Origin of the sequence: Pseudomonas sp. B21-035, from assembly GCF_024748945.1 — a bacterium.
GTDB lineage: Bacteria > Pseudomonadota > Gammaproteobacteria > Pseudomonadales > Pseudomonadaceae > Aquipseudomonas.
The window spans coordinates 2,874,769-2,894,575 of record NZ_CP087179.1 but is presented as its reverse complement, the minus strand read 5'-3'; the positions used below and the strand labels follow the sequence as shown (position 1 = coordinate 2,894,575).

General features: G+C 64.9%; 19 protein-coding genes. 13 read left to right on the top strand and 6 right to left on the bottom strand.

What is annotated here, in order from left to right; translation table 11 throughout:
- Positions 1-3: 3 nt before the first annotated feature.
- The 4 genes from LOY22_RS13150 to LOY22_RS13135 all read left to right on the top strand — a co-directional run bounded on the left by LOY22_RS13150 (position 4) and on the right by LOY22_RS13135 (position 3,262).
- Positions 4-945 (top strand): HlyD family secretion protein, encoded by a 942-nt coding sequence (locus tag LOY22_RS13150; RefSeq protein WP_258597754.1) that lies wholly within the window; start codon positions 4-6, stop codon positions 943-945.
- 54 nt (positions 946-999) lie between these two features.
- Positions 1,000-1,464: a sterol desaturase family protein gene (locus LOY22_RS13145; protein WP_195884091.1), complete on the top strand. Its 465-nt coding sequence runs from the start codon at positions 1,000-1,002 to the stop codon at positions 1,462-1,464.
- A 79-nt stretch (positions 1,465-1,543) separates the two neighbouring features.
- Complete coding sequence (locus LOY22_RS13140) at positions 1,544-2,461, top strand: pyridoxal-phosphate dependent enzyme (RefSeq protein WP_093382884.1); 918 nt, start codon at positions 1,544-1,546, stop codon at positions 2,459-2,461.
- Entirely contained in the window at positions 2,462-3,262 is an 801-nt protein-coding gene (locus tag LOY22_RS13135; RefSeq protein WP_093382889.1) for an AraC family transcriptional regulator, read from the top strand.
- 13 nt (positions 3,263-3,275) lie between these two features.
- Here the strand turns inward: LOY22_RS13135 and LOY22_RS13130 are convergent, their stop codons facing one another.
- Together LOY22_RS13130 and LOY22_RS13125 are read right to left on the bottom strand one after the other, a co-directional pair.
- Positions 3,276-4,172, bottom strand: coding sequence for a TauD/TfdA family dioxygenase (locus LOY22_RS13130; protein ID WP_258597753.1), 897 nt, complete (start codon positions 4,170-4,172; stop codon positions 3,276-3,278).
- Between the two features lie 25 nt (positions 4,173-4,197).
- Complete coding sequence (locus LOY22_RS13125) at positions 4,198-5,106, bottom strand: bile acid:sodium symporter family protein (protein WP_258597751.1); 909 nt, start codon at positions 5,104-5,106, stop codon at positions 4,198-4,200.
- 126 nt (positions 5,107-5,232) lie between these two features.
- Here LOY22_RS13125 and LOY22_RS13120 point away from each other — a divergent pair, with 126 nt between their 5' ends.
- Positions 5,233-6,114 carry a Dyp-type peroxidase gene (locus LOY22_RS13120; protein WP_258597749.1) on the top strand — a complete coding sequence of 294 codons (882 nt, stop codon included), beginning with the start codon at positions 5,233-5,235 and terminating at the stop codon, positions 6,112-6,114.
- Between the two features lie 182 nt (positions 6,115-6,296).
- On the top strand, positions 6,297-8,198 hold the full coding sequence (locus tag LOY22_RS13115) for a potassium transporter Kup (protein WP_258597747.1): 1,902 nt from the start codon (positions 6,297-6,299) through the stop codon (positions 8,196-8,198).
- Between the two features lie 8 nt (positions 8,199-8,206).
- Here the strand turns inward: LOY22_RS13115 and LOY22_RS13110 are convergent, their stop codons facing one another.
- The 3 genes from LOY22_RS13110 to LOY22_RS13100 form a co-directional block, all read right to left on the bottom strand.
- Entirely contained in the window at positions 8,207-9,463 is a 1,257-nt protein-coding gene (locus LOY22_RS13110; protein WP_258597745.1) for an MFS transporter, read from the bottom strand.
- Positions 9,464-9,494: 31 nt separating this feature from the next.
- A complete protein-coding gene (locus tag LOY22_RS13105; protein ID WP_258597743.1) occupies positions 9,495-10,559 on the bottom strand; it encodes a sugar phosphate isomerase/epimerase in 1,065 nt (354 codons plus the stop codon).
- A gap of 104 nt (positions 10,560-10,663) precedes the next feature.
- Positions 10,664-12,160, bottom strand: a complete 1,497-nt coding sequence (locus LOY22_RS13100; RefSeq protein ID WP_258597741.1) for a PLP-dependent aminotransferase family protein — start codon at positions 12,158-12,160, stop codon at positions 10,664-10,666.
- Between the two features lie 188 nt (positions 12,161-12,348).
- Between LOY22_RS13100 and LOY22_RS13095 the strand changes: the two genes are divergently transcribed.
- The 7 genes from LOY22_RS13095 (at position 12,349) to LOY22_RS13065 (ending at position 18,674) form a co-directional block, all read left to right on the top strand.
- Positions 12,349-13,329, top strand: a complete 981-nt coding sequence (locus tag LOY22_RS13095; RefSeq protein ID WP_045200893.1) for a quinone oxidoreductase — start codon at positions 12,349-12,351, stop codon at positions 13,327-13,329.
- 13 nt (positions 13,330-13,342) lie between these two features.
- Positions 13,343-14,191 (top strand): TauD/TfdA family dioxygenase, encoded by an 849-nt coding sequence (locus LOY22_RS13090; RefSeq protein WP_258597739.1) that lies wholly within the window; start codon positions 13,343-13,345, stop codon positions 14,189-14,191.
- 45 nt (positions 14,192-14,236) lie between these two features.
- Entirely contained in the window at positions 14,237-15,289 is a 1,053-nt protein-coding gene (locus LOY22_RS13085) for a 3-keto-5-aminohexanoate cleavage protein (protein WP_045200889.1), read from the top strand.
- A gap of 124 nt (positions 15,290-15,413) precedes the next feature.
- Positions 15,414-16,694, top strand: coding sequence for an MFS transporter (locus LOY22_RS13080; protein WP_045200886.1), 1,281 nt, complete (start codon positions 15,414-15,416; stop codon positions 16,692-16,694).
- Positions 16,691-17,344 (top strand): DsbA family oxidoreductase, encoded by a 654-nt coding sequence (locus LOY22_RS13075; RefSeq protein WP_258597737.1) that lies wholly within the window; start codon positions 16,691-16,693, stop codon positions 17,342-17,344. Before LOY22_RS13080 ends, LOY22_RS13075 begins: the two co-directional genes overlap by 4 nt.
- Positions 17,341-17,667, top strand: a complete 327-nt coding sequence (locus LOY22_RS13070) for a Rieske 2Fe-2S domain-containing protein (protein ID WP_045200882.1) — start codon at positions 17,341-17,343, stop codon at positions 17,665-17,667. Before LOY22_RS13075 ends, LOY22_RS13070 begins: the two co-directional genes overlap by 4 nt.
- Positions 17,664-18,674: a YeiH family protein gene (locus LOY22_RS13065; RefSeq protein ID WP_258597735.1), complete on the top strand. Its 1,011-nt coding sequence runs from the start codon at positions 17,664-17,666 to the stop codon at positions 18,672-18,674. The genes LOY22_RS13070 and LOY22_RS13065 overlap by 4 nt, the downstream gene beginning before the upstream one ends.
- 70 nt (positions 18,675-18,744) lie before the next feature.
- On the opposite strand, the gene LOY22_RS13060 is transcribed toward LOY22_RS13065, so the two are convergent.
- Complete coding sequence (locus LOY22_RS13060) at positions 18,745-19,755, bottom strand: AraC family transcriptional regulator (RefSeq protein WP_045200878.1); 1,011 nt, start codon at positions 19,753-19,755, stop codon at positions 18,745-18,747.
- Positions 19,756-19,807 lie beyond the last annotated feature (52 nt).

Here is a 19,807-nt window from a genome sequence, read left to right as displayed (position 1 = left end):
ACCTTGAACAAACTTGTGGCCCAGGTTTCGACCCTGGTTGTGGTGGTGCTGGCGCTGGTGCTTGGCTGGTTTGCCTGGGAGCACTACACCCGCGCGCCCTGGACCCGCGATGCGCGGGTGCGCGCCGACGTGGTGACGCTGTCGGCGGATGTCGCCGGGCGTATCATCAGCCTCAAGGTGGCGGATAACCAGCACGTCGACCAAGGCCAGTTGCTGTTGCAAATCGACCCCGAGCGCTATGCCCTGGCGGTCGAACATGCGCGCCGCGCCATCGAAGTGGCGCGGGCCAGCGAAGGCCTGGCCCAGGCGGCGATCATCTCAAGCCAGGCCCTGCTCAAGCAGCGCCAGAGCGAAGAACAACGGCGCCGCACCCTCAAGCAGGGCTTTGCCATCTCCGGTGAAGAATGGGAGAAATCCAGCACCGACGTGGCCGTGGCCCAGGCCGAACTGATGCGCGGCCAGGCCAACCTGAGCCTGGCCACCGCCAACGTGCAACTGGCCACTGCCGCCTTGACCCAGGCCGAGCTTGACCTGCAACGCACACAGATTGTTGCCCCGGTCAGCGGTTATGTGACCAACCTGCTGACCCGCCAGGGCGACTACGCCACGGCCGGCGGACCTTTACTGGCGCTGGTCGACAGCGGCTCGTTCCATATCAGCGGCTATTTCGAGGAAACCAAGCTGCCGCGCATCCACCCGGGCAGCAAGGTCGACATCGCCCTGATGAGCGGCGAACGCTTCCAGGGCACGGTGCAGAGCATCGCCTACGCCATCACCGACCGCGAGAACGCCCCTGGCAACCGCCTGCTGGCCAACATCAACCCCAGTTACACCTGGGTGAAGCTGGCCCAGCGGGTGCCGGTGCGCATCGACATCGACCCAGGCTTTGCCGGCAAAGCCGACCTGCGGGCCGGTACCACGGCGACGGTGACGGTGCGCGAATAGGGTCGAGGTGGTAGGCTTTGCGGCGTTTCTGCCCAGCCACGCGAAGCTCGACGCATGATCCTCAACCTCGCTGTATTTCTCTGCACCCTGACGGCCATGGAGGGCATCGGCTACCTGGCGCATCGCTACATCATGCACGGCTGGGGCTGGTTCCTGCATCGCTCGCACCATGAGCCGCACCTGGGGGCGCTGGAAACCAACGACGTCTATCTGCTGGCCCTGGCCCTGATCGCCTTGGCCCTGGTGGCCATCGGCCGCGCCGGGCATGCGCCGTTGCAGTGGGTGGGGGCGGGCGTGGCGGCGTTCGGGGTGATCTACGTGTTCGTCCATGACGGCATCGTCCACCGCCACTGGCCGTTTGCGCCACGGCCGCGCAACCGTTACCTCAAGCGCTTGTACCGCGCGCATATGCTCCACCATGCGCTGAAGGGGCGGGATAACAATGTCTCGTTCGGGTTCCTGTATGCACCGCCCATGCACAAGATCAAGCAGCAATTGCGCGCGCGGCGCCGGGGTTGACCCGCAGGCGCGCAATTTCATACAAGATTGTCCGGTGCCGCATGCGTAAGGTAGTAGTGTTCTGTACATGGAGAAGCGTATGAGCCTGCACATCGAAACCCCGTTGATCGCCTCGCGTCCGTTGAGCCTGGCCAGTGGCCTGGAGGTCTGGCTGAAGCTCGACGCGCTGCAGCCCTCCGGCTCGTTCAAGCTGCGCGGCATCGGCGCTGCCTGTGAAGCCTATGCCCAGCAGGGCAAGCGCCGCTTCGTGTCGTCCTCGGGCGGTAATGCCGGCATCGCCGTGGCCGTGGCCGGGCGCATTCTCGGCCTGGCGGTGACCGTGGTGGTGCCGGAAACCACCACCGAGCGGGCCAAGCAACTGATTCGCCAGGAACAGGCCGAGGTGATCGTGCATGGCAAGGCCTGGCACGAGGCCAATGCCCTGGCGCTGTCGCTGATGGGCGAGGATGACGCCTATATCCACCCCTTCGACGACCCGCTGCTGTGGCAAGGCCACGCGAGCATGATCGACGAGGTCGCCGCTACCCGCTTCAAGCCCGATGCGGTAGTGGTCGCGGTCGGCGGCGGTGGTTTGTTGTCGGGGGTCTGTGAAGGCCTGGCGCGCAACGGCTGGGGCCAGGTGCCGGTGTTTGCCGTAGAAACCAGCGGCGCCGCATCGCTGGCCGCGGCCATGGCGCAAAAGCAGCTGGTGGCGCTGGACGGGGTCAACACCGTGGCCACTTCGCTGGCGGCCAAGCAAGTGTGCCAGCGCGCCTTCGAGTGGAGCCAGGAGCGGCCGGTGGTCAGCCATGTGGTCAGTGACCAGGCGGCGCTGGAGGCCTGCGAGCAGTTCCTGCTCGACCAGCGCATCCTGGTCGAGCCCGCCTGCGGTGCAGCCCTGGCCCTGGCGTACGCGCCCACGGCCGAGCTCAAGCAGCACCAGAAGGTGCTGGTGATCGTGTGTGGTGGCGTCACCGCAACTCTCGACCAGATCCGCCAATGGCGCGCGGCCTGCTAGTTGGATAGCGTCGTCCATCAGGCTCCCGGGCATCCAGGCGTACGCCTGATCGATGCCCGTTACCAGCAATTTGCCTTTCCCCGGCATTTTCACCTGGAGTACCACATCGGCCTGATCGTCACCGGCCAGCAGCGCTACGCCGCTGGCGGCACGCGCCAGTTGGCCGGGGCTGGGGACATCCTGCTGATGGCCCCGGAGCACGTGCACGACGGCGCCAGTGCCGATGACCAGGGCTATGGCATCCGTATCCTGACCCTTGATCCTGCCTGGCTGGCCGAGGTCAGCCGTGACCTGAGCGACGGCCGCCAGGGCCTGCCCAACCTCAATGCCTTGCAACTGCGCCACCCGCAGTTGCAGCAGCTGCTTAATGGTTTGCACCAGCCGCACGACCCGCTGGCGTTTGCAAGTCACCTGTGGGAAACCCTGGCGCTGCTGCTCGGGCTGGGTTCCACCCTCAAAGTGAACGAGCACAGCAACGGTTTTGATCCACAGCGTTGGCGGCAGTTGCGTGAATGGCTGGAGTCGCGCCTGGATCAGCCGCCGAGCCTGGAAGAAATGGCTGCATTCGTTGATTTGAGCCCGTGGCAGCTATTGCGCCGCTTTCGCAATCACTGCGGCTTGCCGCCCCAGCAATGGTTGACCCACCTGCGTCTGGAGCGGGCCTTGCCGCGGGTGCTGGCCGGGCAGCCCTTGAGTGAAATTGCCCTGGACCTGGGCTTCTACGACCAGGCCCATTTCAGCCGCCTGTTTCGCCGCACCTACGGCGCGCCACCGCGGGGCCTGAAGGTGCTTAAGCGCTAACCCGTGCGGATTCTCAGCGCCTGGGCACATCACCGGCAACCGTGGTCCGGAACATCTCGCGGCGCATGCCATGGTAGTCAGCGATCGGCAGGTGCCAGGTGCTGCGGTTGTCCCAGATCGCCAGGGTTCCCTGACGCCAGCGCATGCGGCAGGTAAAAGCGGGTGCGCTGGCCAGGTTGAACAGGTAGTCGAGCAGCGGCCTGGCTTCTTCGCTGCGCAAACCCTGGATGCCAACGGTGTAGGCAGGGTTGATGAACAGCACCTTCTCGCCGGTTTGCGGATGACGGGTCACCAGCGGGTGGCTGCGCATGTCCTGCGAGGTGTCGCTGCCATAGTGGATGGCCATGTTTTCCAGCAGGGCGTTGTGGTTGGCGCCGACCCCGTAGGCCCGCTCGGGGCTGTGCAGTGCATCGAGAGTGTCCAGCAGCGCCTGCATGCCCGCTGACAGCCATTGATAGGCCAGTGCCAGGTTGGCGTAGCAGGTATCGCCACCGTAAGGCGGGATGTCGTGGCCGTAGAGCAGGGTGTAGGCCGGCGGGCGCTGCTGGAAGGTCCAGTCGCTGTGCCAGGCGCCACCGAACACGAAGGGCGCCTTCTCGTCGGCCTCCTTGACCACGTGCACCACGTGCGGATGGTCAACCATGGTGGTCACGTAGGGCTCGCGGCCGAATTCGCCGAACTGTCGGGTGACCCGTTCAAGGTCGGCAAGGCGTAGGTTCTGCTCGCGAATGAACAGCACCTTGTGCGCCAGCAGCGCCTGGCGCAGTTCGACCCAGCCTGCGTCCTCCAGGCGGTTCAAGTCGAGTCCCTCGACGTCGGCACCGAGGGCGCCGGTGCTGGGCAAGACGCGCAAGTGGCGGTAATCGGCTGCGCGGTTGTGGTCGGGATGGCAGTAGATGAATTCGCTCATGACGGACACTCGTGTGGGCCTGCGGTCATCGGGATTGCAGTTCATCGCGCACCGCGGCTGCAACCGGGTCGGGGTCATGTCCACGGCTCACCCACCAGCCAAAGCCTGCCGCCGTAAAGAACATGATCAAGCTGTAGATTGCCGCCGGTATGGCCATGGTCGAGTTGTTCAGCAGGGTCGGGCTCAGCGCCAGGGCAATGGCCAGGGTGCCGTTGTGGATGCCGATCTCCATGCCGATGGCAATCGCCTGGCGCTTGGGGATTTTCAGCAGCCGTGGCAACCAGTAGCCGACGCCCAGGCTCAGCAGGTTGAACAGCAGCGCCGCGCCGCCTACCACCGGGGCATAGTCGACGACGGTCTGCCAGTCCTTGACCATTGCCAGGACAATCGTGAATACCAGAAACAGCGCGGCGATGATCTTCATCGGCCGCTCCATGCGCATGGCAAAGCCCGGCGCCAGGCGGCGGATCAGCATGCCGATGGCCACCGGCACCAGGACAATGGCAAACACCTGCAGTACCTTGGCAAACTGCAGCGGGATGGCCTGGTCGGCGGCCATGAAGTAGGCCAGCGACAGGTTGACCAGCAGCGGCATGGTCAGGATCGCAATCAGCGAGTTGACCGCCGTCAGGGTCACGTTCAAGGCTACGTCACCGTGGGCCAGGTGGCTGAACAGGTTGGCGGTAGTGCCGCCAGGGGATGCGGCCAGCAGCATCAGGCCTACCGCCAAAGCAGGGGCCAGGCCAAAGCCCTTGGCGATCAGAAAGCAAATGAACGGCAGCAGCAGGATCTGGCAGGCCAGGCCGATCAGCACCGGCCGGGGGAACTTCACCACCCGGGCAAAATCGGCCAGGGTCAGGGTCAGCCCCAGGCCGAGCATGATGAAACCCAGGGCGATGGGCAGGAAGGCACTGAGCAAGGGCGATGCAGTCATGGCGCGGACTCACAAGAAGGCGGTGTCCGCCAGTGTAGGCAAGGATTTCGATATCCATTACAGATCTTGCGGTTTATGCCCGGCAAACAGTAGCATCGCCGCTTTTGCCCCAGGACCCGATACCCGATGCAGTTTCAGCCAGGCATTCTCGCCGCCCCCGTTCCCGCCCAGGCCCGCCACCTGTTCTTCACCTTGCACTCGCCCGCTGCATTGCCGGGCGTGCTCGATGCGCTGCTGCAGCAGGTTGATGGCAGCCGCGTGGTGGCCGGTTTCGGCGCGCCGCTGGTGCAGGCCCTGGGTGGCAGCATCGACGGCCTGCGCGGGTTTCCGCAGCTGACCGCGGCAGTCGACAACCCCTGCACCCAGCACGACCTGTGGCTGTGGCTGCGCGGTGAAGACCGTGGCGAGCTGTGGCTGCACAGCCAGGCGCTTGAGCAACTGCTGGCCCCGGCCTTGAAACGGGTCGAGGCCACCGATGCCTTCCGCCACAAGAGCGGCCACGACCTGACCGGCTATGAAGACGGCACCGAGAACCCGGTGGAAGACGCCGCCGTCGAAGCGGCGATCCTTGCCAGCGAGGTACCAGGCTTGAACGGTTCGAGCTTTGCCGCGTTCCAGCTGTGGCGCCATGACCTCAATTGTTTCAAAGCTTTGCCGCAAGCCGAGCAGGACGACATTATCGGCCGGCGCAAGGCCGACAACGAAGAGCTTGACGACGCGCCGCAGTCGGCCCACGTCAAGCGCACCGCCCAGGAAAGCTTCGCCCCTGAAGCCTTTATCGTCCGCCGCTCGATGCCCTGGGCGGATGAGCGTGGTGCCGGCCTGGCGTTCCTGGCTTTCGGTCACTCGTTTGATGCGTTCGAAGTGCAGCTGCGGCGCATGTGCGGCCTGGAAGACGGCGTGGTCGATGCCCTGTACCGCTTCAGCCGGCCGCTGACTGGAGGCTACTATTGGTGCCCGCCGCTGGGCGAGCATGGGTTGGATTTGAGCGCTGTGCTCGGGCGCTGAATCAATCGCGGGTCAAGTCGAGTCGTCGCACCGCCGCTCCCACAGGATTGATGCAGACCTGTAGGAGCGGGCTTGACCCGCGATGAGGCCCGTACAAGTGTAAGAAAATTTTACGGACTTTTTACGAAGGTGCGTCAAGCACAAAGCCATACTGCCGGCGCATTTCTTCGAGACGTCTGACCGTGAGCCAAGCCGCAACTTCCGCAAGCGCCCATTCCCCCGTAAAAACTTCGTCACTGAGCCTGTTGATCGCCGCCGCCGGCGTGGTCTATGGCGATATCGGCACCAGCCCGCTGTACACCTTGAAGGAGGTCTTCGCCGGTCATTACGGCGTGCAGGCCAACCATGACGGTGTGCTCGGCATCCTCTCGCTGGTGTTCTGGTCGCTGATCTGGGTGGTGACCATCAAGTACGTGCTGTTCGTGCTGCGTGCCGACAACCAGGGCGAAGGCGGGATCATGGCCCTGACCGCCCTGGCGCGGCGGGCGGCGGCGCCGTACCCGCGCTTGAGCCGGGTGCTGGTGCTGCTCGGGCTGTTTGGCGCGGCCTTGTTCTACGGCGACAGCATGATCACCCCGGCGATTTCCGTGCTGTCGGCGGTGGAGGGGCTGCAACTGGCCTTTGACGGCATCGACCATTGGGTCGTGCCCTTGGCGGTGGTGGTGCTGGTGGCGCTGTTTCTGATCCAGAAGCATGGCACCGCACGCATCGGGATCATTTTCGGCCCGGTGATGGTGCTGTGGTTCAGCGTGCTTGGCGCGCTGGGCATCTATGGCATCGTCCAGCGCCCGGAAGTGCTGCTGGCGATGAACCCGGCCTGGGCGGTGAACTTCTTTATCGTCCACCCGGGCATGGGCGTGGCGATTCTTGGCGCGGTGGTTCTGGCCCTGACCGGCGCCGAGGCGCTGTATGCCGACATGGGCCATTTCGGCCGCAAGCCGATTGCCCGCGCCTGGATCCTGCTGGTGCTGCCGGGGCTGGTACTCAACTATTTCGGTCAGGGCGCGCTGATCCTCGGCAACCCCGAGGCGGTCCGCAACCCGTTCTACCTGCTGGCCCCGGACTGGGCGCTGCTGCCGATGATCGCCCTGGCCACCCTGGCGACCATCATTGCCTCCCAGGCGGTGATTTCCGGCGCCTTCTCGCTGACGCGCCAGGCGATTCAGCTGGGCTACGTGCCGCGCATGTTCATCCAACACACCTCAAGCCAGGAGCAGGGGCAGATCTACATCGGCACGGTGAACTGGGCGCTGATGGTCGGCGTGGTGCTGCTGGTGATCGGCTTCGAGTCGTCCGGCGCCCTGGCGGCAGCCTATGGCGTGGCGGTCACTGGCACCATGCTGATCACCACCTTGCTGTCTTCGGCGGTGGTACTGCTGTTGTGGAAGGCTCCGCGCTGGCTGGCGCTGCCCTTGCTGCTGGGCTTTTTGCTGGTCGACAGCCTGTACTTTGCCGCCAACGCGCCGAAGATCTTCCAGGGCGGCGCCTTCCCGGTAATCGCCGGTATCGCCTTGTTCATTCTGATGACCACCTGGAAACGCGGACGCAAGATCATCGTCGAGCGCCTCGACGAATCGGCCTTGCCGCTGCCGCTGTTCATCAGCAGCCTGGCTGCGCAACCGCCGCACCGGGTGCAGGGCACTGCGGTGTTCCTCACCGCCCGCGCCGACGCCGTGCCCCACGCGCTGCTGCATAATCTGCTGCACAACCAGGTGTTGCACGAGCGGGTGGTGCTGCTCACCGTGGTGTCCCAGGACCGGCCGCGGGTGCCGGTGGCCCAGCGTTTTGAAGTACAGGCCTTTGGCGAGGGCTTCTATCGGGTCAACCTCAACTTCGGTTTTATCGAAGAACCCGACGTACCGGCGGCGCTGCAACTGTGCCACCTCAAGGACCTGGATTTCAGCCCGATGGTGACCACCTACTTCCTCAGCCGCGAGACGGTGATCCCGACCAGGCGCATCGGCATGGCGCGTTGGCGCGAGGCGCTGTTCGCGTTCTTGCTGAAGAACGCCAACAGCAACCTCAAGTACTTCAACCTGCCGCTGAACCGGGTGATCGAGCTGGGCACCCAGGTCGAGATGTAGCCCGGGGCCTAGGCGGTGGCCGCTGCGGCCAGCGGCGCCGCCTTGCGCACCAGGCGCTGCAGGCGGCTGGCGATGGCAAAGCCGATCAGCGCCAGCAGCATCATGGCGATGAACACATAGTTGTAGCCTTGCTGGCCGGGGAAGTGGTCAAGGAGCGCGCCGTAGCCGACGTAGGCGAACATCCCCGGCGCATAGCCGATCAGGCAGCCGATGCCGAAGGCGGAGCCGGTGATGTGCGGGGCGATCCCGACTTCAGCCATCGGCGCCCAGAACACCCCGCGCATGGAAAACACGATGAAGGCGAACGACAGCGTCGCGGCCATGCCGGCATAGATGAAGCCCGGGCTCTTGGGCACCAGAAGGATGATCGCCATCATCGGCAGCAGCGCCAGGAACGCCCACTTCAGGTAGCGGCTGGGGCTCTTGAAGTGCTTGTCGGCGATAAACCCGCCGGCCGGCCCGCCAAGGATCTTCAGCATGTACTGGTTGATGATGCCGTAGGCGCCGACCAGTGCCACCGGCAGGCCGTAGACTTCCTTCAGGTAGGGGATGAAGTAGGTCAGGCCGCAGTAGACGATGTAGACCATGAACACGTTGAAGCTGACCAGCCAGATCGCCGGTACCTTGATTGCCTCCATAAGGTTGGCCAGCGGGTTCTTGGCGCTGGTCTGGGCCTGGGCCTGATTGCCTTTGAGCAAGAACCAGGTCAGCACTCCGGCGGCGATGTCGATCAGCGCGTAGAACAGGATCGCCGCTTTCAGGCCGTGTTCGCCGCTGCCCAGGGCAATGAACACGCCCAGCGCACTAAACGCCACCAGGGTGTCGACCACCCCGCGGCCGCCTTCGAGCAGGCCAAACATGCGCCCTTGCTCCTGATCGTTGCCCAGGCCGCGAATGGCCTTGAGCAGCGCCGGCCAGTAGATGCAGTCGGCGCACACCGCCAGCAGGCAGAACACCAGCATCAGGCTGCTGAACGGTGGGAAGGTGGCCAGGTACAGGCCCAGGGCGCCGGTACCGATCAGGCCCAGGGGGATCAGCTTGCGGGTATCAAAACGGTCAGCGAGCATGCCGCCGACCACGAACAGGCCAGTGGCGATGATGGCGTTGGCGCTGAGCAGCAAGCCGATCTGGGTGTGCGAGAGGCCCATGAACTCCTGCATGGGTACGTAGAACGCATCCTTGAGGTTGGCCAGTTTGTAGACGGTGCCGCCACCGAGGATCAGTATCAGGAACTTGAACCATTTGGCCTTGTTTTGCGCAGTCATTGTTATTCTCCAGGCGTAGTGGGGTAGGGGCTCAAAGGCTGGTAGGGCTAGCCAGGGTCAACTCGGCGAGGGTGCGCAACTCGGCCAGCAAGGTTTTCACGTAGCTGACCTGGTTGTTGGCCCAGCGCTGTTCGCCGGCCAGCATCTGCTCGAGGGTCAGGCCGGCGGGCAGCGGCGTGTCGCTCATTTCCCGGTAGGCAATGAACGGGTCGGCTGGCTCGTTGCGCTGGCGGAAGGCCGGGGCGAGGTAGTGGTTTTCCTGTTCGAGGATGAAGGCGATCACTTGCGGCTGCTGTTCACCGAGCATCAGCAGCTCGAACAGCATGCGCGCGCCGGGCAGCTCGTCCTCGGCGCTGCCCTGCAGTACCCCGCAGTGGCCAAAACCCTGGTCTTCGGCCACCACCCGCACGCCCTTGAGGTGGCTCTGGCGGATATGCGGGGCGAGGTTGTGCAGGGCCTGCAGCGGTTGCTCGCAGGCATTGATCATGTTGCCGAAATCGAACAGGGCATTGAGCCGCGGATGATTGACCTGGCGCAGCAACTGGGCGATCTCGTCGCTCTTGAGCTCTTCATGCTGCTCGAAATCAAAATGCAGGTCGTGGGCATCGGCCAGCCGGGCCAGGTACAGCAGGTCGCCACCGATCTGGTCCATGACCTGCGAGAGCAGGCCTTCATAACGCGAGTACACGCGAATATTGCGGCTGCCGATGACCTTGGCCACGGCCACCACCGCATCGACGTCGGCCTTGCGCGTGCTGCTGATTTCCAGGTGCACGTCCAGTTGCAATGCGCGGGCTTTTTCGGCGAAGGCACACAACTGCCCGGCGTTCATCTGCGACAGGCTGTTGTGCTCGCCATCGAGCATGTGCAGGCTCAGCCCGGCCAGTTCATGGCGATAGGCGAAGTCGAGCAGGTCAAACGGCGTGACGCGGCCGTGGGTGAGGTTGGTCAGCAGCGGATAGGCGTGGGCAAACAGCCGCGCCTGGTCGAGGCGCTCAAGCAGGCGGCTGGCCAGCTCGCGGGTCAGCAGCGGCGCCTGGGCACCTTGCGCATTGTGGTTCAGTAACGTAGCGAAGCGTTCTTGTAGTGTGTTCATTCGAGTCGTTCCTGGTGCGGGCACCGGTTCTACCGGCGCCGTCTTTATCGCGCCGGCAAGGAACACTCGATAGATCCATTACGGATCATTTGATAAGGCCACTTTCAGACCCGGTGGCCAATCGCCCGCAGCGCCTGGACCAGCGCCTCGACCTTGGCCTCGGCCTGGTCCTGTGGCGTGCCGGCAAAGCCGAGCAACAGTGCCGGCGGCAAGTAGCGGTTCAGGCAGTAGTCGCTCAGGGCGTAGGTGTGCACGCCATGCTCGGCCAGTTGCCGGGCCAGGGCCTGGTCATCGAGCTGCGGCGCAAGCCAGGCGATCAGGTGCATGCCGGCCTCGACCGGGGCCACCTGGAAAAAACCGCCCAGGCGCCGCTGCAGCACCTCGAGCAGGCACTGCTGGCGGGCCTGGTACAGCGCCCGCATGCGGCGGATATGGCCAATGAAGTGGCCTTCGCTCATGAAATCGGCGGTCACCGCCTGCAGCAGGGTCGGCGGGCTGCGGTCGAGCACTGCGCGCAAGGTGCAGAACGGCTCGACCAGGGCCTGGGGCAGAATCACATAGCCCAGGCGCAAGGAGGGGAACAGCACCTTGCTGAAGGTGCCGACATAGATCACCCGTTCGCTCTGGTCCATGGCATACAGCGCCGGCAACTGCCGACCGGCGTAGCGCAGCTCGCTGTCGCAATCGTCTTCAATGATCCAGCTGCCGCTGGCAGCCGCCCAGGCAATCAGCGCCAGGCGCCGGTTGTGGCTGAGGGTCATGCCCAGCGGGTGCTGGCGCGACGGGGTGGTGAAGGCCAGGCGCGCTTCGGGGCACTCACGAATACCCTGTTGCACGTCGATACCCTGGTCATCGACGCGCACCGGCACCACCCGGCAGCCGTGGGCCTGAAAGGCGATGCGCGCGGCGATATGCCCCGGGTCTTCCATCCACAGCGGCTCGTCGGGGTTGAGCAGCAGCATCGCCAGCAGGTTGAAGGCCTGTTGGGCGCCGGAGACGATCACCACCTGCTGCGCGTCGCAATCGATACCGCGGGCGTCGAAGACGTACTCGGCAATGGCCTGGCGTAGCGTCTGCAGGCCTTGCAACTCGCCATAACCGAGCAGGGCCTTGCTCGGCTTGTGGCCGTGGCGGTTGAGCAGGCGTTTCCACAGTGCCTGGGGAAAGGCCTCGAAAGCGCCATGGCTGGGCAGGAACGAGGTCGGCGCCTGATCGCCGCAATGGGCGTAGGACACCCCGCGAAAATGATCGCTGCGCAGCGACAGCATCGTCTGGGTCAGGTCCGACAGTTTGGGCGGCGCAGGTGCTGACGGCTTGGCATCGGTACTGCGCTGCCACTCATTACCGACATAGGTGCCAGCGCCGGTGCGCGAGACCAGGAAACCCTCGGCAATCAGCTGGTCGAAGGCATTGAGCAGGGTGATGCGCGAAACCTGCAATTCCTGGCTCAAGGTGCGCGTCGACGGTAGGCGAATGCCCCCTTGCAGACGGCCGGTGAGGATCTGCTTGCGGATCTGCAGGTACAGCTGGCGATAAAGCGGGGTGGCGCTGTCGCGATCGAGGTCGATACCTGCAAACAGCAAACCGGCGGGGGACTTCATCGAGCTCTCGCAGACACTAGGAAGGGCCTGGACATGCTACGAGAAAGCCCGCCAGGCGGCCAGCCCAGGGCGCTTGTCATCAAATGAAAACAGCTTGTCGTCCGATGCGAAGCACCTGCCTGGCGTAGGGCATAGAGTCCAGTCAACAAGAATTGACGCACGGCGTCAGGATGACTGGAGTGACATGCATGGCCAAAGTCGTACGCTTCTATGAAACCGGTGGCCCCGAGGTCCTGCGCTACGAGGACGCCGAGGTCGGCGAGCCGGGCCCGGGCCAGGTGCGCCTGCGCCAGGTGGCGGTGGGGCTGAACTACGCCGACACCTACTTTCGCAACGGCACCTACCCGATCCCGCTGCCCAGCGGCATGGGCGTCGAGGCCTCGGGGGTGGTGCAGGCGGTGGGCGAGGGCGTGACCCAGGTGGCGGTGGGCGACCGGGTGACCTACACCGGTTTTCTCAACACCCTGGGCGCCTATTGCACCGAGCGGCTGATTCCGGCGGCAGCCTTGATCAAGCTACCGGAAACCATCGCCTTCGAAACCGCCGCAGCAATGACCATGCGCGGCCTGACCTCGGCCTACCTGATGCGCCGCCTGTATGACTTCAAGCCGGGTGACAGCGTGCTGCTGCACGCCGCCGCCGGCGGTGTCGGCCTGATTGTCTCGCAGTGGGCGCGCCTGCTCGGGCTGACGGTGATCGGCACGGTGTCCACCGACGCCAAAGCCGAAGTGGCCCGCGCCCATGGCTGCAGCCACACCATCAACTACAGCCATGAAGACGTCGCCAAGCGCGTGCGCGAGCTGACTGACGGGGTTGGCGTTAACGTGGTGTTCGACAGCGTCGGCAAGAGCACCTTCATGGCCTCGCTCGATTCGCTCAAGCGCCGCGGGCTGATGGTCTGCGTCGGCACCGCCTCGGGCACTATCCCGCCGTTCGACCCGCAGATCCTGGCGATCAAGGGCTCGCTGCACCTGACCCGCCCGGCCCTGGCCGACTACATCGCCGACCCGGCGGAGAAGGCGGACCTGGCCGGCGAGCTGTTCGAGCATGTCAGCAGCGGGCGGATCAAGATCGAGATCAACCAGCACTACGCATTACAGGATGCGGTTCAGGCCCACCGTGACCTGGAAGCGCGCAAAACCACCGGCTCGTCAATCTTCGTCATCTGAAGAGGGCAACAGCATGCACATCGAACAACTGACCTGCGCCATCGGTGCCGAAATCACCGGGGTCAATCTGGCAGATGCAATTGATGACGACGACCTGTTCGAGCAGCTGCGTGCGCAGTTGCTCAAGCACCGGGTGCTGTTCTTGCGCGATCAGACCTTCAGCCGCGCCGAGCATGTGGCCTTTGCCCAGCGCTTCGGCGAGCTGGAAGACCACCCGGTGGCCGGCAGCGACCCCGAGCACCCGGGCCTGGTGCAGATCTACAAGCGCCCGGACCAGCCGGCCGATCGCTACGAGAACGCCTGGCACACCGACGCCACCTGGCGCGAGGCGCCGCCCATGGGTTGCGTGCTGCGCTGTGTGGAGTGCCCGCCGGTGGGCGGCGACACCATGTGGGCGAACATGGCGCTGGCCTACCAGAACCTGCCGGATGACGTGAAGGCGCGGATCGAGGGCCTGCGCGCCCGGCACAGCATCGAAGCCAGTTTTGGCGCGGCGATGGCGCTGGAAAAACGCCTGGCGCTCAAGACACAGTTCCCCGACGCCGAGCACCCGGTGGTGCGCACCCACCCGGACACCGGCGAGCCGGTGCTGTTCGTCAATGCCTTCACCACCCACTTCAGCAACTACCACACCCCGCAGCGAGTGCGTTTCGGCCAGGACGCCAACCCCGGTGCCAGTGACCTGCTGCGCTACCTGATCAGCCAGGCCTACCTGCCCGAGTACCAGGTGCGCTGGCGCTGGAAACCCAACAGCGTGGCGATCTGGGACAACCGCAGCACCCAGCATTACGCGGTGATGGACTACCCAGCGTGCCACCGCAAGATGGAGCGCGCCGGCATCAAGGGCGAGCGCACCTTCTGAAGGCCAGCAACACCCCAGGACAATAACAAGACCGAGGACTACAGCATGCAATTCTTCGACGATTCGTTGCACCCGGAAAACATGGAAAAGGTGGTGATCACCGTGGCCCCCTATGGCCCGGAGTGGATGCCCGAGGACTTTCCCGAAGACATCCCGCTGACCATGGACGAGCAGGTGCAAAAGGCAGTCGACTGCTATGAAGCCGGCGCCACGGTGCTGCACCTGCACGTGCGCGAGCTGGACGGCAAGGGCTCCAAGCGCCTGTCGAAGTTCAACGAACTGATTGCCGGCGTGCGCGAAGCGGTGCCGGAGATGATCATCCAGGTCGGTGGCTCGATCTCGTTCGCCCCGGAAAGCGACGGCGAGGCGGCCAAGTGGTTGTCCGATGACACCCGGCACATGCTCGCCGAGCTTACGCCCAAGCCCGACCAGGTCACCGTGGCGATCAACACCACGCAGATGAACATCATGGAGCTGCTGTACCCGGAGTACCTGGAGGGCACCTCCCTGGCCCATCCGGCGATCCACGCCGCTTACAGCGAAATGACCGTGCCGGCCGGCCCGGCCTGGGTGCGCGAACACCTGCGCCGCCTGCAGGCCAGCAACATCCAGCCGCACTTCCAGTTGACCGGCATGCACGCCCTGGAAACCCTCGAACGCATCGTGCGCAAGGGCGACTACATGGGCCCGCTGAACCTGACCTGGATCGGCATTGGTGGCGGCTTCGACGGCCCCAACCCGTTCAACTTCTTCAACTTCATTCACCGTGCGCCCAATGGCTGCACGCTGACTGCCGAATCGCTGCTGAAAAACGTGCTGCCGTTCAACACCATGGCCCTGGCCATGGGGCTGCACCCGCGTTGCGGCAACGAAGACACCATCATCGACCAGCACGGCAAGCGCTTCGGTTCGGTGCAGCAAATCCAGCAGACCGTACGCGTGGCCCATGAACTGGGCCGTGAGATCGCCAACGGCAAGGAAGCGCGGGCCATCTACCGCATCGGTGAGCAGTACAGCAGCATCGAGCAGACCCTCAAGGCCAACGGCATGGCGCCTAACCGCCAGCCGGGCCAGAAGGGTGTGCCGCAGCGCGCCTGATTGGCCTGGCCCGGCACGTGGTTACGTGCCGGGCCGGCGATCCACAGCGCTGACCGTCGGGCTTTTCAGCTTTTCAATAAAAACAATAAGTAAGTCTCATGCCAGACAACCCCAAGGAGGCAGCATGGCCGCCTATCTCGCCAGCGCCACAGACGATGGCGCCGACACTTCACGAGGCATTTCCCGGCGATATGCCTGGATTGTCTTTGCCCTGACCTTTGGCCTGCTGATTTCCGACTACATGTCGCGGCAGGTACTCAACGCAGTCTTCCCGTTGCTCAAGGCCGAATGGGCCCTGAGCGACAGCCAGCTGGGCCTGCTCAGCGGCATTGTCGCGCTGATGGTCGGGCTGCTGACCTTCCCCTTGTCACTGTTGGCCGACCGCTTCGGGCGCATCCGCAGCCTGGTGCTGATGGCCGTACTCTGGAGCCTGGCCACCCTCGGCTGCGCCCTGGCCGACAACTACCCGCAGATGTTTGCCGCGCGTTTTCTGGTCGGTGTCGGCGAGGCCGCCTATGGCAGCGTCGGCATTGCCGTGGTGGTCGCGGTGTTCCCCCGTGACATGCGCGCGACCCTGGCCGGGGCCTTCATGGCCGGCGGCATGTTCGGCTCGGTGCTGGGCATGGCCCTGGGCGGCTTGATGGCCCAGCACTTTGGCTGGCGCTGGGCGTTCGCCGCGATGGCTCTGTTCGGCCTGTTGCTGGCGTTGCTGTACCCGCTGATCGTCAAGGAGGCGAAGATCGCTCCGCAGCGGGTCAATGCCGCCGCCTGCAAGATCGCCCGGCCACTGCACACCTTGTACGGCAGCCGCTCGGTGATCGCCGCTTACGTGGGCAGTGGCCTGCAGCTGTTCGTCGGCGGCACGGTGATTGTCTGGATGCCCAGCTATCTGAATCGCTACTACGCCATGGGCACCGACCAGGCCGGCGTGGTCGCGGCCATCATCGTGCTGTGCAGCGGCATCGGCATGATCCTCTGCGCCATGCTTTGCGATCGCCTCGGCCGGCAGCGCCCGGACCGCAAGATCAGCCTGGCCATCGGTTATTGCCTGGGCAGTTGCCTGTTGCTGTCGCTGGCCTTCGCGCTGCCCTCGGGCACCGCGCAACTGGTGCTGATCTGCCTGGGGATGATGGTTGCCGCCGGCACCAACGGCCCATCCAGCGCCATGGTCGCCAACCTGACCCATTACTCGGTGCACGGCACCGCGTTTGCCACCCTGACCCTGGCCAACAACCTGCTCGGGCTTGCGACCGGGCCGTTGATTACCGGCCGCGTCTCCGACCTGATCGGCCTGCAGGCCGCCTTCCAGCTGGTGCCGCTGATCAGCATCGCGGCGGCGGCGGTGTTCTTTATTGCCAAGCGTCATTACCACCGTGACATGGCCCGCCTGGAGTTGAATCCGTGAAGCACGTTTTGTCGATCGAAGTGTTCTTCGACTTTATCTGCCCCTGGTGCCTGATTGGCCAGGCGCATCTGCAGCGGGCGCTGGAACAACTGCGCCGCGAGCGGCCCGAGGTCGAGGTCAAGCTGCTCTTGCGCGGCGTGCAATTACTGCCGCAGATGGCCAGGACCGGCCAGCCGTTCGAGGCCTTTTACCGCAAGCGCCTGGGCAGCGATGAGGCGGTACGCCTGCGCCAGGCGCAGGTGCGCAGCGCCGCCAAGGCCGCAGGGGTGGAGATCGATTTCAGCCGCATCAGCCGCATGCCCAACACCGCCGACGCCCATCGCCTGCTGCAGCGCGCGGGGGCGCTGGGTTCGCCGCAGCAGGCCGAAGCGCTGCTGGCCAGGCTGTTTGCCGGCTACTTCCAGCAGGGCAAGGATTTGGGTGACCCAGTGACCTTGATGCATATCGCCAGCGCCTGTGGCCTGGAGCCTGGGCGGGTTGCCGATTGCCTGCGCGGCGATGCCAGCCCGTTCATCGGCGCCAACGACCAGGCTGCCGACGGCGTGCCGTGCTTTCGCTTCAACCAGCGTCTGCGGGTCTCGGGGGCACAGCCGGTCGAGGTGTTGCTGCAGGCCATGGCCCAAGCCCTGGAACACGAGGTGGCGGCATGAGCGGGGTGTATCCGGTACCGGCCGACAAAGTCCCGCCCCGTGGCGGGCGGGTGTTGCTGGAATGGGCGGACAGGAGCGTGGCGCTGTTCAACGTTGCCGACAGCTTCTACGCCATCGACGACAGTTGCCCGCACCAGGGCGCCTCGTTGTGCGGCGGGCGCCTGGACGGACGGGTGATCCAGTGCTGCGCCCACGGCCTGCGCTTTGATCTGGCCAGCGGTTATCTGCTCAACTCGACGCAGCTCAAGGTTGCCAGCTACCCGGTCGAGCAACGGGATGGGCAGCTGTTCATCGTGCTGGCGAGCAAGGAGGCGGGCCAATGAGCGTGGTCGCAATTGCCGCCGCCAACCACCGCGCCCGGGAACTGGCACCGGGCTTTATCGTCAGCCTGATTGCCGCGGCGGCGGCGAGCTTTCTCAGTGAGCATTACGATGCCCCGGTGATGTTGTTTGCCTTGTTGCTGGGCATGGCCCTGAACTTTCTGGCCAGCGATGGCCGTTGCAAAGCCGGGATCGAATTCACCGCACGCACGGTATTGCGCCTGGGTGTGGCGCTGCTGGGCATGCGCATTACCCTGGGCCAGATCGCCAGCCTTGGCTGGAAGCCGGTAGCGCTGGTGGTGATGCTGGTGGTGGTGACCATCCTGGTCTCGGTGGTGGCGGCACGGGCCCTGGGTTTTCAGCGCTTGTTCGGCATGCTCACCGGTGGTGCCACGGCGATTTGCGGGGCCTCGGCGGCGCTGGCCCTGGCCGCGGCCTTGCCCCATCACCCGCAAAAAGAGCGCGCCACCCTGTTTACCGTGATTGGCGTGTCGGCGTTGTCGACCCTGGCGATGATCCTCTATCCGATGATTGCCAGCTGGCTGCAGCTGTCGCCGCAACAGGCCGGGGTGTTTCTCGGCGCGACCATTCATGATGTGGCGCAGGTGGTGGGCGCGGGGTACAGCATGTCCACCGAGACCGGCGACATTGCCACGGTGGTCAAGCTGATGCGCGTGGCCATGTTGCTGCCGGTGATTGTCTGCGCGGCGATGATCACCCGCCGCGCCGGCGGTGATGCCGGTGGGCAGCGGCCACCGTTACTGCCGTGGTTTGCGGTGGGTTTTGTCCTGCTGGCATGCATCAACAGCACCGGCTGGGTATCGGCGGCGGTGCAGGGCGGGGTCAACGACCTGTCGCGCTGGTGCCTGGTGGTGGCGATCAGCGCCCTGGGCATGAAGACTCAGTTAAAGGAGCTGGCGGCGGTGGGCTTCAAGCCGATTGCGTTGATGGTCGGGGAGACGGTGTTCCTGGTGCTGCTGGTATTGGCATTGATGCACTGGGGGTTGTAGACGGTTGCCCCAGTAGTGGACTGGCATGCACCGAACCCAAGCGCGCAGCACTCGTGTTTGACAGCGCCGGCTAGTCTTGCCGGCGCTCATGCTGCGCCCGCCAACTGGCCGGCGGCATGCCGAACTGGGCGATGAACCAGCGGGTAAAGGAGCTGGGCATTGAGTAACCGAGCATGTCGGCGATGCGCCCCATTGTATAGCTGGGGTTTTCCAGGTAGCGGATCACCAGGTCGCGGCGCACGCCGTTGATCAAATCGCTGAAGGTCACCCCGCATTCCTCCAGGCGCCGCTGCAAGGTGCGCACGTTCATGCCCTGGGTTTGCGCCACCTGCTCGATGGTCGCCCGGCCCATGGGCAATAGCAGGTAGATGGTCTTGCGCATTTCCAGTTCCAGCGACAGCTTGCCACTGGCCTGCAGGGTGTCCAGGTAACGCTGCGCCAGGCGCGCCATGGCCTGGTTGGCCAGCGGGTTGGCGGTGTCGAGGTCGGCGGCCGGGCAGACGATACCGTTGAACTCGCTGCCAAACACCAGCTTGCAGCCAAAAATCCGCCGGTGAATGGCCAGGTCCGCCGGCGCCGCATGGGTGAAGTTGGCGCTGATCGGGTGCCAGTGGGCGCCAAGCAGGGCCGCGCACAGGCGCAACATCACGCCAATCGCCAGCTCTGTGGCCTGGCGCCCGCGCTGGGGCTGGTCGGTGACCACTTCTTCCCGAATGATCACGGTCTTGCCGGCTTCTTCGATATGAATGGCCAGGGCGTCGTTGAGCAAATGCCGGTACTGGACGATCACCTGCAGGGCGTCGCGCAGGGTGCGCTGGTGGCTGAGCAGCAGGCTGATCTCGCCAAAATCCGACAACTGGCGCAGCTCGGCCATGCGCAGGCCGAAGGTTTCGCAGCCACTGACCCGAGCCGACTCCTCCAGCAGGGTCACCACGCTGGACACCGCGATACGCTGGTTGGGGTCGTCGAGCAGGCTGGCGCTGAGGCCGACCTGAGCCAGCAGGGCATGCGGGTTGAGCCCCAGGTGCCGGGACACCTCAAGGTAGTTGGTCAGGCTTGCAGCACGTACGAGGGCGGTCATTTTATTGTTTTCCACGCATTCATCAGGCGCCCCGCTTCTATGGCGGGTGATT